The 13,701-nt window shown below is 60.0% G+C and carries 15 protein-coding genes and 4 pseudogenes; 8 read left to right on the plus strand and 11 right to left on the minus strand.

Annotation, left to right across the window (positions count from 1 at the left end; all coding sequences use genetic code 11):
* Positions 1-512: 512 nt before the first annotated feature.
* From IVB05_RS12755 to IVB05_RS12770, 4 genes and pseudogenes are all read right to left on the minus strand, one after another.
* Positions 513-1,234: pseudogene (locus tag IVB05_RS12755) on the minus strand (metallophosphoesterase).
* On the minus strand, positions 1,224-2,072 hold the full coding sequence (locus tag IVB05_RS12760) for a nucleotidyltransferase family protein (RefSeq protein ID WP_247784707.1): 849 nt from the start codon (positions 2,070-2,072) through the stop codon (positions 1,224-1,226). The pseudogene IVB05_RS12755 and the gene IVB05_RS12760 overlap by 11 nt, the downstream one beginning before the upstream one ends.
* A gap of 193 nt (positions 2,073-2,265) precedes the next feature.
* Positions 2,266-3,399 (minus strand): glycosyltransferase family 4 protein, encoded by a 1,134-nt coding sequence (locus tag IVB05_RS12765; RefSeq protein WP_247784708.1) that lies wholly within the window; start codon positions 3,397-3,399, stop codon positions 2,266-2,268.
* Between the two features lie 33 nt (positions 3,400-3,432).
* Positions 3,433-4,245 carry a methyltransferase domain-containing protein gene (locus tag IVB05_RS12770; protein ID WP_346771876.1) on the minus strand — a complete coding sequence of 271 codons (813 nt, stop codon included), beginning with the start codon at positions 4,243-4,245 and terminating at the stop codon, positions 3,433-3,435.
* A gap of 427 nt (positions 4,246-4,672) precedes the next feature.
* Here IVB05_RS12770 and IVB05_RS12775 point away from each other — a divergent pair, with 427 nt between their 5' ends.
* Together IVB05_RS12775 and IVB05_RS12780 are read left to right on the plus strand one after the other, a co-directional pair.
* A complete protein-coding gene (locus IVB05_RS12775; protein ID WP_247784710.1) occupies positions 4,673-5,092 on the plus strand; it encodes an EamA family transporter in 420 nt (139 codons plus the stop codon).
* Complete coding sequence (locus IVB05_RS12780; RefSeq protein WP_247787445.1) at positions 5,034-5,525, plus strand: hypothetical protein; 492 nt, start codon at positions 5,034-5,036, stop codon at positions 5,523-5,525. The genes IVB05_RS12775 and IVB05_RS12780 overlap by 59 nt, the downstream gene beginning before the upstream one ends.
* Here IVB05_RS12780 and IVB05_RS12785 read toward each other — a convergent pair.
* The 4 genes and pseudogenes from IVB05_RS12785 to IVB05_RS12800 form a co-directional block, all read right to left on the minus strand.
* Positions 5,475-5,743 (minus strand): annotated as a pseudogene (locus tag IVB05_RS12785) (SOS response-associated peptidase); the annotation flags it as partial. The gene IVB05_RS12780 and the pseudogene IVB05_RS12785 overlap by 51 nt on opposite strands.
* Before the next feature lie 1,167 nt (positions 5,744-6,910).
* A complete protein-coding gene (locus tag IVB05_RS12790) occupies positions 6,911-7,054 on the minus strand; it encodes a DUF305 domain-containing protein (protein WP_247784711.1) in 144 nt (47 codons plus the stop codon).
* Positions 6,993-7,370 carry a hypothetical protein gene (locus tag IVB05_RS12795; RefSeq protein ID WP_247787446.1) on the minus strand — a complete coding sequence of 126 codons (378 nt, stop codon included), beginning with the start codon at positions 7,368-7,370 and terminating at the stop codon, positions 6,993-6,995. Before IVB05_RS12795 ends, IVB05_RS12790 begins: the two co-directional genes overlap by 62 nt.
* 106 nt (positions 7,371-7,476) lie before the next feature.
* Entirely contained in the window at positions 7,477-8,649 is a 1,173-nt protein-coding gene (locus IVB05_RS12800) for an MFS transporter (RefSeq protein ID WP_247784712.1), read from the minus strand.
* 590 nt (positions 8,650-9,239) lie between these two features.
* Here IVB05_RS12800 and IVB05_RS12805 point away from each other — a divergent pair.
* Positions 9,240-9,404 (plus strand): annotated as a pseudogene (locus IVB05_RS12805) (GMC oxidoreductase); the annotation flags it as partial.
* Here the strand turns inward: IVB05_RS12805 and IVB05_RS12810 are convergent.
* The 3 genes and pseudogenes from IVB05_RS12810 to IVB05_RS12820 form a co-directional block, all read right to left on the minus strand.
* Complete coding sequence (locus IVB05_RS12810) at positions 9,329-9,685, minus strand: Rid family hydrolase (RefSeq protein ID WP_346771852.1); 357 nt, start codon at positions 9,683-9,685, stop codon at positions 9,329-9,331. The pseudogene IVB05_RS12805 and the gene IVB05_RS12810 sit on opposite strands and share 76 nt — an antisense overlap.
* Before the next feature lie 99 nt (positions 9,686-9,784).
* Positions 9,785-10,074: pseudogene (locus IVB05_RS12815) on the minus strand (hypothetical protein); the annotation flags it as partial.
* Between the two features lie 47 nt (positions 10,075-10,121).
* Positions 10,122-10,517, minus strand: coding sequence for a hypothetical protein (locus tag IVB05_RS12820; protein ID WP_247784713.1), 396 nt, complete (start codon positions 10,515-10,517; stop codon positions 10,122-10,124).
* Positions 10,518-10,660: 143 nt separating this feature from the next.
* On the opposite strand from IVB05_RS12820, the gene IVB05_RS12825 reads away from it, so the two are divergent.
* The 5 genes from IVB05_RS12825 to IVB05_RS12845 all read left to right on the plus strand — a co-directional run bounded on the left by IVB05_RS12825 (position 10,661) and on the right by IVB05_RS12845 (position 13,623).
* Positions 10,661-11,587, plus strand: a complete 927-nt coding sequence (locus tag IVB05_RS12825; RefSeq protein ID WP_247784717.1) for a Ku protein — start codon at positions 10,661-10,663, stop codon at positions 11,585-11,587.
* Positions 11,588-11,593: 6 nt separating this feature from the next.
* Positions 11,594-11,929, plus strand: a complete 336-nt coding sequence (locus IVB05_RS12830) for a hypothetical protein (RefSeq protein ID WP_247784719.1) — start codon at positions 11,594-11,596, stop codon at positions 11,927-11,929.
* Complete coding sequence (locus tag IVB05_RS12835) at positions 11,916-12,590, plus strand: HAD family hydrolase (RefSeq protein ID WP_247784720.1); 675 nt, start codon at positions 11,916-11,918, stop codon at positions 12,588-12,590. Before IVB05_RS12830 ends, IVB05_RS12835 begins: the two co-directional genes overlap by 14 nt.
* Before the next feature lie 68 nt (positions 12,591-12,658).
* Positions 12,659-13,162: an NUDIX domain-containing protein gene (locus IVB05_RS12840; RefSeq protein ID WP_247784721.1), complete on the plus strand. Its 504-nt coding sequence runs from the start codon at positions 12,659-12,661 to the stop codon at positions 13,160-13,162.
* Positions 13,159-13,623, plus strand: coding sequence for a metallophosphoesterase family protein (locus IVB05_RS12845; protein WP_247784723.1), 465 nt, complete (start codon positions 13,159-13,161; stop codon positions 13,621-13,623). Before IVB05_RS12840 ends, IVB05_RS12845 begins: the two co-directional genes overlap by 4 nt.
* The last annotated feature ends 78 nt before the right edge of the window (positions 13,624-13,701 follow it).

A 13,701-nucleotide genomic window follows, 5' to 3' on the forward strand; every position in this document is an offset into this window, starting at 1 on the left:
AGGCAATATCGGTACTCGCACTAGCAGCCATTTTCTTAAATCTCGGACTGGAATTCCCAACGGCTTGACGTGTTATAAGCGGTAGTCTGCACCGCCCGTCGGCGAATGAAAAGCATAACCTCTTTGCTACGGGCACACCCGATCTGGCGGCGCTTCTCTTTGTTCGCGGTCACCTTGCCCTGAAAGGTGACAGGGTTTTGTATGCCGTGATCGGCTTCGTCATCATGCATTTTTCACCGATGCCGTTGCTGCAGTGATACCCGCGGCCGGATTGATCCAGGGCAACGAACCCGTGACGGCGTCGACTGCAATTCTCCTGTACGTTCGCAACGAACATCATCCAAACTAGGAACCGATACTCGACGGCCAAGCAAGGCCGCCCCAACGCCGCGAGCGGGCAGAAGGAAATGGTAATGCGATAAGGCAAGAAATCCAAAGTACGCGTGGACTTGGGTGACTGTGCCCAGAGACGACTCGCCCAATGCAAGGGGCTTTCAGCTGAACTCCCACCGTCAGACGGAAATGAGCGCATAGGGCAACCCCGAAGGCTTCTGCACGCCCATGGCGACGTTGTACACCCGCGCTCCGGCGGGCGTGCGGCCTCATACTTCCCGCGATGCGCATGACCATGCACGACGGCGCATACCTTGAAGCGGTCAATGGTTTCTGCAAGGCGCGAGCACCCGAGGAAGGGATAAATTTCGAGAGGTTCACCCTCCACCGTGTCGACAATCGGGGCATAGTGAAGGACCACGACGGCGCGCCGGCTGTTCACCGTGCGCATGATGTTCTCCAGCCGCATCGCTTCATTCATCGCTTCGGCAACAAACGTCTTGATCGCCGGCTCGCCGAAAGAGCTTAGCATTCGTGGACCAAATCCGCCGGCAAAGCCCTTCACGCCAATAAATGCCACGCCATTAACTTCGGCTGCCTGGCCATCGAGCAGGTGTACGCCCGCGTCACAAAGGATTCGTTTCACCTCGTCGGCATGTCCCGACTCGTAATCGTGGTTCCCAAGGACGCCGATTACTGGGACAGAGCAGGCACGCAGCTCTTTAGCGAGGATTTCCGCCTGTGCCGGAGTTCCCGTATCGGTGAGGTCGCCGCAAAGGACCAGGGCGCCGGCACTCTTCGAGATTGCTTGAAACAATTCGCGGAGCGAGCCCGACTGCCCATCCTTCACATGAAGATCGCCCATGCCTGCAAATGTGAATGAACTTGCATCATCGTTCATTGCCGCACTCGTCTTCGACGTTCAGGAAGCCCCACTTCTCGGTCGCACTTCGGTAATCGGAGCTGGAAAGCAACCGACCGCGGCAGAGTTTCGTCGCCGGTGGCGGACCTTCCCGCTGCCGACTCAATCGTTCAAGAAGATCGTCAAGCAGCCAATCTGGAATGGCATCTCGCTCACTCGGATAGATCCAACGAAACGTGAGCAGATGACAAAGCAGTATCTCCCAATGTGGGTTCATGTACATGATCAGGCGCTGCCAATCGATTGCCTCTCGCTGCTTAAGAATGAGATGGACGATATCGACGCCATCATGACGGTTCCGCTTCTGGATGAACGCCTTGGTCCAGATCAGCTCGGTGGGGTTGATCACAGGCACGCAATGCCCGAGCACTTGAGCCTGTGTTGCATACTGAAACCACTCTTCCTGAACCGGCACGGCGCCATTGCTGGAACCAAAGATGACGTCGACGAAATCGCGACCGCGGTGAACTTTTCCCAGCCAACTCTCATTCGCCGATACCCGATTGTTCCGCTGTAGGTGAGAGAGTAGGCGAGGGAATTCCGCGGCAGTCGTAAAAATGTCTAGGTCCTTTGTCGGGTACCGCGCATGGGTATAAAGATTTACGGCGTACCCGCCTCCGATCATGAACGGAAGGTCCGATTCGAGGAGATCCCTCAGGACAATTGAATAGAACTGCTCCGTTTGGGTAAGAGCCGCGAGTTTGAACGCATCGACATCTGTCGAACGTACCGTACCCGGCGCTGGGCGATCTCGCGCGTGCACTGACCACTCCATTTGGTCCTCAATACCAATCGGCGCGCATCCTGGAAGTGCCATCCGCGGACCTCGCACGACGTCGCCAGAAATAGGTTTGCCCGAATCCCAGAGACATCGGTGGATCACATCCTCCGCCTCGGTGAACCGGTGAGCGGTCACAGCTTGCGGCTACCAACAATCGGCATTTCCGAGATTAAGCCTACCGGACATAGTAGGGACACGACAAAACTAGTGACACGATGCCGAGCCCCACTCATTTACCGATCGTCTCGATTGCGCTGGCAAACAGTCGGGCGGAACCTTGCCAAGTGGGGAGCTGAGCCGCTGCCGCGCGAGCATTCGCGGCAAGCCGCCGCCGTTGATGCGGATCGCCGATCAGACGGCGCAGTGCCTGCGACAATGCGATCGGATCGTCCGGAGGCACCAGCAGACCGGCCTCCGCCGGCACTGTTTCTGGGATCGCGCCCGCCCTGGTAGACACGACCGGAAGGCCGTGCCCGATCGCTTCGGCGAGCGCCATCCCATACCCTTCGAAACGCGACGCAAGAACAAATATGTCGGATGCCAAATAGAGTTCGGTGATGCGCTCAGCCGGCACGGCGCCGAGCACCGTGACCTTGTCGCCGAGGCCGTAGGCCTCGATGTCGGCGTCAAGCTTCGCGGCGGCCGCCGGGTTGCGGGTCCGGTCACCCGCGATCGTCAGCCGCCAAGGCATGTCGGCAAGTGTGACCAGAGCAGCAATCAGCAGATCGTATCCTTTGCCTGGTACCACCGAACCAATCGAGAGAAGCCGAACGACGCCATCGTTGCTGCCGGGCGCTGACGGAACAGGATCATTACCCGGTCGGACCACGCTGACGCGCTGAGCCGGGACGTCGTAATCAGCGATCACAATCCGGGCGGTTGCCTCACTCGTGACCACGACGTGCGCGGCAGCAGCGAGCGCCGCGCGCTCGCTCTCGCGGAAGACGTCTGCCTGCGTTCTGTCTAGACCGGAGTGCAGAGCAAGCGGTTGATGCACCAAAGCGATGAGGGGTGTGCGGGATCGGAGCGCGCCGGCCTCGGGCAGGGCCCCGAATGCAAGCCCATCGAGCACCATCGGACAGCCGGCCGGCACCGCGGACAGTATCGCCAGCGCGGTCGCGCGCTGCGCGATGCTCGGGAATGGAAAGCTGCTGCCTATGTTGGCGACATCGACGTGCCAACCGAGCCGCCGAAGCTCTTGGATGATGCGTCGATCATAGCGATAACCTCCGGTCGGCGTGGCGAGATCACCCGGCACGGCGAACACAAGGTGCAGTTCATTGTATGGAAACGTGCGCACGCTGCGGATCCTGCGATGGTTGCGGCAAGTCAGACGGATTTGCGCGAGCCGCAAGCCGAACAATATCCGTCTTCATGACGGCCATTCCTTTCGCTGCTAGGTAGGTTTCGCTTCCTTCCAGGCGCATAGTGAGAGGCCGCCGCGAAAAGAATCCAAGCGAGCGTGCCGCCCGATGACATCAAGCATGGTCAGCAGTAGCGCAGCGAGGGCGGGCACGTCTCCTTTGGGAATGAACGTCCAGGGAACAGAGCGACCGCGGCTAAACCCAGCTTGGTCCAGCAGCACGGAAAATTCTTCGCGAGTCAGTATTCGGTCACTAGAAAGGTGCTTGGTGCCAAACCCCAACATAGGTGCTATCGTCCGATACCAAACGTAATCGGCATCCGGTGTCAGGCAGAAAAAACGGCCACCAATCTTCAGCACCCTATAGATGCTTGCCAACGCCGCTCGCTTGTCTAGCATATGCTCGAAGGCACCGGTACAAATCGCCAGATCGACCGACTGGTCCGGGATTGCGTTCAGCTCCTCGGCGTTGCCCACTTCGAACGTAAGGTTGGCTTTCCAGGCTGAGTTCCCAAGACGAGCGCGCGCCGCTGCGATCATGCCCTGCGAGACATCAATCCCGATGCCACGAGCTATTTCAGGTGCAAGGGCGAGCAGGTGATGGCCGTTGCCGCAACCGAGGTCCAGCACCACATCAGAGGGCTGGATTCGAGCCAGGTTTCGCACGAGCGCGAGTCGGTATTCGAGCAACCGTTGCGGGTGACCGTGTTGCTCGGGAGATCCTGTTGACGCACATCGATCAAAGAAAGATCGGATGTCCGTTGTGTTGCATGAGGGAGCGGTCCTGACACCGCGAAGTCCTGACCAAGGCGCTCGCCGTTCGGTGCCAACTGTCTGTCCCCGCAGCGGGTGGCCTGCGAGATCGGCAGAACTTATCGGATTTCGCGTCTGTATCATCCGCATGACAGGCGCCCCCGAGAATCGACTCCGGCAACCAAATAATTCAATTGCTCCGCCTAAGTTCCCAGATGGCGCAATCTACAAGGTGTGGGCGCGCTGCATTTATCCCTCGTGCAGATCCTGGCGCGTCGATGCGATCGGTTTGCAAAGCCGCCATTCGGCCCGAATTCGCGGACGCTGAATGCCACGCCGCATCGTCTGGCAGGGCCGCAAGTGCTAGGCTTAAGGGCCGGAAAAGATCGTGCACGCCGCAGAATTTCTTTTGGGGTTTCGGTTCTGACGCGGTGAAACGCACACAAGGGGCCGGTAATCGGGATCAGCCACAGTTTTCCGCCTCGGCGGAACTGAAGACAATTCCTGCGGAGTGTCGATTATGAGCTGGTTTTTCATCGCCCTGTGGGCGCCATTCTTACTTGCTTGCGCCAATCACAACGACAAGTTTTTGCTGTCGAGATACCTCAAGCAGAAAAGTATCGGATCTATTGTCGTACTCTCTTCGCTGTTCAGCGGCGTGGCGATCGCGATCGTTTTGTTCATTCAGCCGGACGTGTACGACGTCAGCTTCGTTCAAGGAGCCGCGCTTGGCGCGACCGGGATGTCGAGCGTCTTCGCCGCTGTTTGCTATCTCTACGCACTCGACATCGAGGAAGCATCTTTCGTCACACCGCTTTATCAGATGGTGCCCATCTTTGCTTACGTCCTCGGTTATTTCATTCTGAGTGAAACGATCACGCTTGCTCAAGGAATTGGGTTCGTTCGTTATTATTGTCGGTGCGCTTGCATTGTCGTTTGAGTTTGGTCGGCGGGGAATGCGGTTCAAGCGAAACGTCGTGGCATTGATGCTGGGGGCTTGCTTCTTGAGTGCGGTAAATGGCGTCATTTTCAAGCTGATCGCCGTGGACAAGGGTTTTTGGGTTTCGCTTTTTTGGGGACTCGTCGGCCAAACGATGACCGGTTTGACTTTCCTGGTCTGCGTTCCAAGTTACCGCAGAGATTTCCTCGACCTCTTCAAGCAATCGAAAGTCGGCGCTGTTGGCCTCATCGCGTTGAGCAAGGAAGACCGCGGTTGCGGTCTGTTCTCCCCAGCCCGAACCATAACATTCGGCACACAGCGGGGAGGGCTCGGCTCAATTAAACTAAACGCGCTTCCTTGTGTCTGGTTCCCGACCCTAGGCGGGAGCCAAGTAGCGGTTTTCCGAGCCGAGCCAAGCCCGCCAATGCGGTGATAACGTGCTGCGGATGTTCGGTACCGAAAATCCACCGGCCCCGGGGTGACGGCGGAGGCATGCAGGCTCGCGCTCACTGCCAGAGTGCGCACGACAGGGGCCGGGTGGTTCGGGAAAACGCCCGGCATTGGCGACAGGTTGCCGACGTAGCGGTTGATGACGCGGAACAGCGCGCGGATCGCTTCTTGGTTGGTGGTGATGCTGTGGAGATTGCACATCTATCGAAAGCTGCCGCGACGGATCACCCTGCGTAGCCTCTATTACTATGCAGATCCCTTAGCCTGCGCATGTAGTAATCTGCCGCTCAACCGCTGACCTGATCTCGTCGTTGATTTTGATAACCCTCTTCTTGCTCTTGCGCCATTTCCCCCACGCTCCCGCGGCGTTCGACATCAATGCCCGCCCGGTCAGCGCTGGACGGGCAACATTGTCACAGCGGACCAGGAAGTGGACCACCGTATAGTCACGGAGCATCAACGGCACGGGCAGCGTCAATCCTTTTCCCGCCCATCTCCCTTCACGAAAAGGTCGTCCGGACGATGTGTTCGGACAGGAATTAGATCCGGAGTAGCTATCGACCAACTCGCGCTATCGTCGGCGACGGGCCCTGGTTCGTTGGCGGCGGCAGAGCGGCTAGCAGCGCCTTTTGTCTTTACGGCTTTCTTGGCTGCGGCAGAACGAGCTGAGGCGGTGCGGCGCGAGGCGGCACGACGCGTTTGCTTCGAGAGCGCGGTGCGCGACGCCGTGCTGCGCGGTTCGCGCTTAAGGACCCGTGACACGGCGCGCGAGACGCGCGGTCGGCGTCGGGGCTTTCGCTTGCCCTGGCCTGCCTCATACGCGTACTCGGCGCTTTTGCGGGTGCTCGCCTTGGCCTTGCCTTTCCGTGGCGGGCGAAGAGCAACGCCTGCGCGCCTCGCTTTGGATAGGCCAATGGCAATGGCCTGCTGCGGCGATCTCGCCCCATGTTTGCCGCGGCGAACCTTGCGGATCTCCTCATGCACAAATTCGCCCGCCTGAGTGGTGGTTGATTTGCCCGCGCGCTTGTCCTTCCGGGCCTTCTCCACGGTTCGTCGCTCTGGCATGACTATTCCTCCATAGTGCCCTCAAGCGTAACGCCGTACCTCGCAAAAGGTCCCTGAACGCTGCTTGCGGGGTGTGAACGCCGCAGCCGCGCCATGGCCTAACATGCCGCGCACGTGCTTATCGGAACAACATCGAGCAACTCTGGCCGATCTGGACAGAGTCGGCAGCGCGACCTTGCGCGCAACTATTTCTCGCCTTCGAGTCAACCCATCACGAGATGCTCAGCGAGCACCGTCCAGGACGCGCGGATCTTGTACTCTACGTTCCACTACGACTAATCGCAGACGCCAGGGCGCCGCAGCCTATATCCGCCGGAGGATCGCCTTCATCTGATCGATCTCCTGACGCTGCGACCGTTCGATCTCACCGCACAAGCGGACGATCTCAGGGTCGGTCAGTTTCGCCTGCTGACACATCAGGATTGCACCCGAGTGGTGCGGAATCATCGAGCGAAGGAATGCGCGATCGCCGATCGTCGTCTGGCTGCGGATCAGGGCAAGCTGCCGACGAAACGATGATTGCGCCCGCGAGGATCGCGGTATTTGCGCCCCTCGACGGGAACAAGTGCCGCATCGCCATGATCATCAGCACCACCATCGGTGCGACCATCACCACCGTCATGTAGAGCATATTGAGATTGTTGGAGAAGCTGTCGAGCCCATCGATCATGACGAACATCACGAGATACGTGATGACGCCGCTGATGATCGTCTGAACAATGAGGCTGGCATAGCCACCCTTGTTCGTCTTCATGTGATCCATATCGGCGCTTCTTTTTTGTTCGCTGCGCTTCCCAGCAACGCGCAAAGACTAGATCCGTCATCGAGCGGCCAACACACGCAATTGCAGCGAGCCCAACGAGGGAGCGTTAGGATCCCGCCGCTCCCTGCCGCCGCCGCGCGATCACGAACAGTGGCAGCGATGCGAACTGGACTGCGACGGCGAATATAACGAGCGCGAGCCGCGACTGCTCATACAGAAGACCGGTCGCGATGCTGCCGAGCAGCCAACCACTTCCATAACCCGCAAAGAACAGTCCGAAGGCGAGATTTCGTCGGCTCTCCGGTAGGACGCCGGCGACAACGGCTTTCAGCAGCATGTCTTGCGTGACCTGGCCGATGCCCCAAAACGCCATTCCCAAGAGCGCTAGATAGAAGCCGCCGAGGAATACAAGCGGCGAGAAGAGAGCCGTCAGGACGACCGCGATGAGCATGACCGGCAATCCGATCCTGTCGTACAGCTTGCCCAGGCCGAGACTTGCCATCACGCCACAAGCGGTGCCGAATGCCAGGAAGAGCGGCACCCAATAAACAGTAGCCAGGCCGCTGCGGGAGAGGTGGTAGGCAATGAGCTCGAAGCTCATGAGCCCGGCCGCGAAGCATGCCCCTGCCAGCATGTAGAGCCAATAGGCCGGCGTGAATCCTTTCGCTGGTGCGCTGCGATGTTCCTCAAGCCGCGAGGGGACCGGGAACTGGTGGCGCGCGAAAGTCAGAGAGGCCAGCGCGAGCAGACACGGGATAGCGAGCAGGACATAGCCCGCCCGATGCTGGCCGTGCAGGAAGAGCAGCAGCGCGATGAGGAGAGGGCCGACGGTCCGGCCTCCGGCGTCCAAGGCGTTGTGGACGCCATAGACCCAGCCTCTGCCGTGCTGGCTTGTGGCGTAGGAGAGCATCGCCTCGACGATCGGCTTGCGCATGCCCCGACCGATGCCCTGGAGGAGGACAAGCCCGGCTGCCAGAGTCCAATGTCCAGCCAGCGCGATCGCTGGGACGGCAATCAGGTTGAGTGCATAGCCGACAAAGGCGATGCGCCAATACTTTCCCGTCTTGTCGGCGAGATAGCCGGAAATGCCGCGGGTGAGATAGTTCAGGAATTCGCTCAGACCCGCGGTAACGCTGATGACGGCCGCGCCAGCTCCCAATGAGGCGAGGAACGGCCCATTCATGCTCGCGCCACCTGAGTAGGTCGTGTCGCCGAAGAAATCAACGGCGCCCATGATGAGTACGAAGGTGAAGGCGGGCGACGCGGAACCGATCGACAACAAGCCTCGAGCCATTTCACATCACCGTCGGATGAGCTCGTCCAGCGACCATCGTTCCTGAATCGGATTGGCAACAATGACGGTAGCAGCTGTTGCCACTAGCCGGACTCCCATTACTCTGACGAGAAGAACTAGCTCTTTGTTGGCAGAGATCATCTTCAAGGTCCTCTCCTTACATGTTACATCCGGCCAAATCCCGTGAGCCGTCCCGGATCCTGACGGGGCAAAAGCCCGCCGCGGCGTGAGGATTAGTCGGGGGACTTGCAGCGCTTAAACGGCTTGCCGACAGCATCGGTTCCCGATTGCGAAAATCGATCATGACTGCACGCTTCGCATGCGGCCGGCGGGATCTCGATATGACATCGAGCGAGCAACCGCCGGGCGGGTCGGACGGCCCTTCCGATGAAGGCCGCTTGCAGCGCGGCATTTCCGACGATGCGGGCGAGAGCGTCCGCGGCCCTGGTGACATGCATCCTGCGAGAGGCGCGACCATCTGGACGAAATCGGCGGAGGCGATTGGGGAGGAATTGGATCTTCGGGTGACGACGTCGCACTCATTTGATCCGCAAGCCTTTCCGACGGGTCGAATGATGACACGTGCGACGACCGTAACGAGGCCAAGATCGGGGGGCAGCGTTCTGCTGAAAAGTCGCGACCCACGTATTGCGCCTCGGATCGACTATAACTTGCTGGCCGATCCGAGTGATCGCCGCCGCATTCTCGAAGGCGTGAAACTGTCCCGGCGCATCAGGCGAACGGCGGCAATCGTATTCCATTGTGTGGAAGGATCGGTGTGGAAGGTCGTCACGTCAACGACGTCATCGAACATGCAACCGGCGGCCTTCAGCACTGCAGCAAGGTTGTCGAAGGCAAGCTGGACCTGCTTTTCGAAGTCCGGCTCGGGCGATCCGTCCTCGCGGCTGCCGACCTGGCCCGAGACGAAGAGAAAGTCGTCCGAGCGGATCGCCGCTGAATAGCGATTGCGCTCGTAGAGCGCCTGTCGGCCGGTAGGGAAGATCGCATCGCGCTTGGCCATGATTTCGCTCCTCTTCAAACAAGGTAGGGATCGATCTCCAAACCGTCGCGAGATTGTTCACCGCGACGGGCGGAAGAAGCCAGCCGTTCCGGTTACCGCGTCGCTCGGCGTCTTGCAGCGCGCGCACCTGATCTTAGGCCAGGGGTAGCCTCCATTCTGGTCGATGGTGGGCGACGGATCGATCGGTTCGCCGTCGCTCCACATCCGCTCGTTCCAGCTTTCGCAAAGCAGCCTGTCAGCTTGCTGGATCATCGCCTCACACCCTTGGCCCGCATCTCCGCCGATTGGGCGGCCAGGATGTTGGCCATCGCGCGTGCCTTGCCGAGCTCTTTCGCCAGAGCCTTGCGATTGCCGCCCGACAGGGGCGTAGGGTGATACTTCGGGGCCATCCGGACATCCAGGCGCAAAGAGATCGGATCCGGCGATCCGGAGCGGGTTATGGCGTCTCGAACGCCGGCCAGCACCCATCTTCTTCATGCCTGCCGGTGCGCTGCTGGCAGGTGTTGTCGAGCAGCCGCTGCGCGACGTCCTTCCAGACCGCGTTGCCACCATACAATCGGACTGCATCAGCGGTCTGGATTTCCACGGTCCGCTCGCAGCGGCGGCAGGAGACGCACAGTACGTGGCACTGAATTTCCGAAAGTCGTCGCTGCCGAATCTGTGCCCCGGTCCCGTCGACCCGAGGGTCTTTGAGTACCGATTCCCAGTATTCGGCCGGAAGGGGCGCATCCGGAGCCGCAGCGGAGTGGCCCCGCCTACCGGAAGCTTCGGCGGCCAGCTTTTCCATTTGTTTTGGGGTCGGCATGCGCCAGCTCGCGGGACGGTCGGTCATTCCGAATTAGAACATAAAGAGAACAAAAGTCGAGTCCGCTCAAGCCAGCGCAGAGAAAAATCATTCTTTTGGACGGGCGCGATGTCGGAACCAAGCCGGGCCGTTCGTCTTGAATCCGGCATCAGTAATGGAGTTCCCCTGCAATGGCCCCCCGCGCGAACTGGAAAGGCTTTCTGCGTCTTTCCCTCGTCACCTGTCCGGTCGCGCTCTATCCGGCCACGTCGGAATCCGAAAAGGTCTCCTTCAACCAGCTCAACCGGAAGACCGGCCACCGCATCAAATACGCCAAGGTGGATGCTGACACCGGCGAGGAGGTCGCCAACGAGGACATCGTCAAGGGCTACAAGGTCGACACCGATACCTTCATCGAGGTGACGAAGGAGGAGCTCGAGAACGTCGCGCTGGAATCGACGCGAACCATCGAGATCGACGAGTTCGTCGACCGCAGCGAGATCGATCCGAGATATCTCATCCGGCCTTACTATTTGCGCCCCGACGGCAAGGTCGGGCACGACGCTTTCGCCGTCATTCGCGAAACCATCCGGGAAATGAACAAGGTCGCAATCGGTCGCGTGGTGCTGACCAATCGCGAGCACATCATTGCACTCGAGCCGCTCGACAAGGGGCTGATGGGGACGCTGCTGCGCTATCCCTACGAAGTCCGTTCCGCAGACGAGTATTTCGACGATATCCAGGATATGAAAGTCACGAAGGACATGCTCGATCTCGCCAAACATATCGTCAACCAAAAGGCAGGACATTTCGAGCCGGACAAGTTCGAAGACCAGTACGAAACCGCCCTTATCGATCTCATCAACCAGAAGCGCGCCGGCAAACCGATCACCGCGAAAGCCCGTCCCCGGGGTGAGAACGTGGTCGACTTGATGGGTGCGCTGCGGAAGAGCATCGGAGGAGGCGCGGCGGCAGCGATAGAGCCGCCAAAGAAGCCAGCCAGGAAGGCGCGCAAGGCGGCGGCCGGGCAGAAGGAAATGCTGATGCCGATTGCCGGCAAGAAACCGGCCAAGGAGGCCACGAAGAAGTCGGCGGCACCGCAGCGGAAGTCAGCCTAGCGTGTCGTGAAGCACCCAGTGACGCCAGACGGCCGTTACTTCGTCGTCCGCGGCAGGCTTTGGCGGATGGCGAATCCGGTCTCGACGAGGTTAAGCGAGGCCGATCTCGTCGGGCGGCTGATGGGAGCCCGGCGGGCGGTACGCGACGCCAAGAAAGCGGCCGATCTGGAGGCGGAAGCAACGGCGCATAGGACCGTGGACGAGCTCAAGCAGGCACTCGGCGACCGCGGTGCGGTGTGGTGGGGCGACGGCTCGCCGGATCTCAACCGGCACATGGCGAAGAACACGCTTTATGCCGACTGGTATGCGAAACTGGCTCGCTCCGACCATGGAGGACTGTGAGTTGCCAAAAGCCGCTATCTTCGATCTGGACGGCACGCTTCTGGACTCGGTGGATCTCCACGCGCTGGTATGGCAGGAAGCTTTGCTCAAGTTTGGCCACGATGTCAGCTTTGAACTGGTTCGAGGCCAGATCGGCAAAGGCGGGGACAAGCTCATTCCCGTCTTCCTGTCCGCCGAAGACCAACGAGACCATGGCGAAAAACTGGAAGAGTGGCGCGGAAATCGCTTCAAGACGGAGTATCTGCCGCTTGTGCGTCCCTTCTCGGCGGTCCCGAACCTGCTGCGACGCGTGCGCGAGGCTGGACTTCAGATCGCAATTGCCTCCTCTGCAAAGAATGAAGTCGACAAGTACCTCGACATCGCTCGCATCGTCGATCTCGTGGACCTCGCAACTTCTTCCGACGACGTGGATGAATCAAAACCGGCTCCGGACATCTTCAAGATCGTTCTCAAGAAGCTTAAGATCGATGGCGCCGACGCCGTCGCGATCGGTGACACGCCATACGATGCGGAAGCGGCCGCTAAGGTGGAGGTTCGCACGGTCGGTGTACTCTGTGGAGGCTTCACGGAGAACGAATTGAGGAAAGCCGGGTGCGCCGAGGTGTATCCGGGGCCCGCTGCGCTACTAGCGTGTTTTGAACATTCGTTGCTGCGCAAGTAGCCAGTCGTAGCGCCTCAGATCCTTCGCCGTTGCCCAGCTCTCGATCCGCGCCGCAAAATAGGAGCGACATGCCTGCGCTGAAAAAGACTTCGAGGAGATCGACGTTGAGCGCGGGCATTCTGGCCTACCGGAAAAGCACTCGCGGGCTCGAGGTTCTGCTCGTTCATCCCGGTGGTCCGTTCTGGCGCAAAAAGGACGGTGGCGCCTGGTCCATTCCAAAGGGTGAAATCGATGCCGCGGATGCTCCAGAGCAGGTCGCGCGGCGCGAGTTTGCCGAGGAGCTCGGCCACAGCGCTTCGATTGGTCCACTTCAGCCGCTGGGCGATATCCGACAGCGAGGAGGGAATCGCGTCATCGCATTCGCCGGCGAGGGCCATTTTGACCCGGCGGCGCTGACCAGCAATACCTTCGATATCGAATGGCCGCCCCGAAGCGGTCGACGGCAGAGCTTTCCCGAAGTAGACCGCGCGGAATGGTTCGATATCGAGTTCGCGCGGACCAAGATGCTGTCCGCTCAAGTAGAGCTCCTCGATCGTCTTTTAGCGATCGCGGGTGCGAGCGATAGGAAATGATGTTCAGGATTGGAATCATTTCGGACACGCACGGCCTGTTGAGGCCCGAGGCGGAACGAGGCCTGGCGGGTGTCAATCACATTATCCATGCCGGCGACATCGGGCGCGCCGAGATCGTCGACGCGCTTCGCCGGATCGCGCCCGTCACCGCCATCCGTGGAAACGTGGACAGTGGCGAGTGGGCCCGCGAATACCCCGACACGAAGCTCGTGCGCTTGGCGGGAAAGTCGATCTACGTTCTGCACGACCTGAAGACGCTGCAGGCCGATCCCGGCGCCGGCATCGACGTCATCGTCTCCGGGCATTCCCACGTGCCGAAGATCGACACGGTCGGTGGCGTTCTCTACCTAAATCCCGGCAGCGCGGGACGGCGGCGCTTCAGGCTGCCGATCACGCTTGCGACGCTCGAGGTCACGCCTGAGGGCATGCGACCGGAAATCCACGACCTTGGAGGCGACTGAACGCACGACCGCGGAGGGAATTTACAGCGGAGGAGGCGAATGCGTTAATTCGTTCGGTTTGCCGGTCACGCCCGACGG

The sequence above is a fragment of the Bradyrhizobium sp. 170 genome (assembly GCF_023101085.1).
Lineage (GTDB): Bacteria > Pseudomonadota > Alphaproteobacteria > Rhizobiales > Xanthobacteraceae > Bradyrhizobium.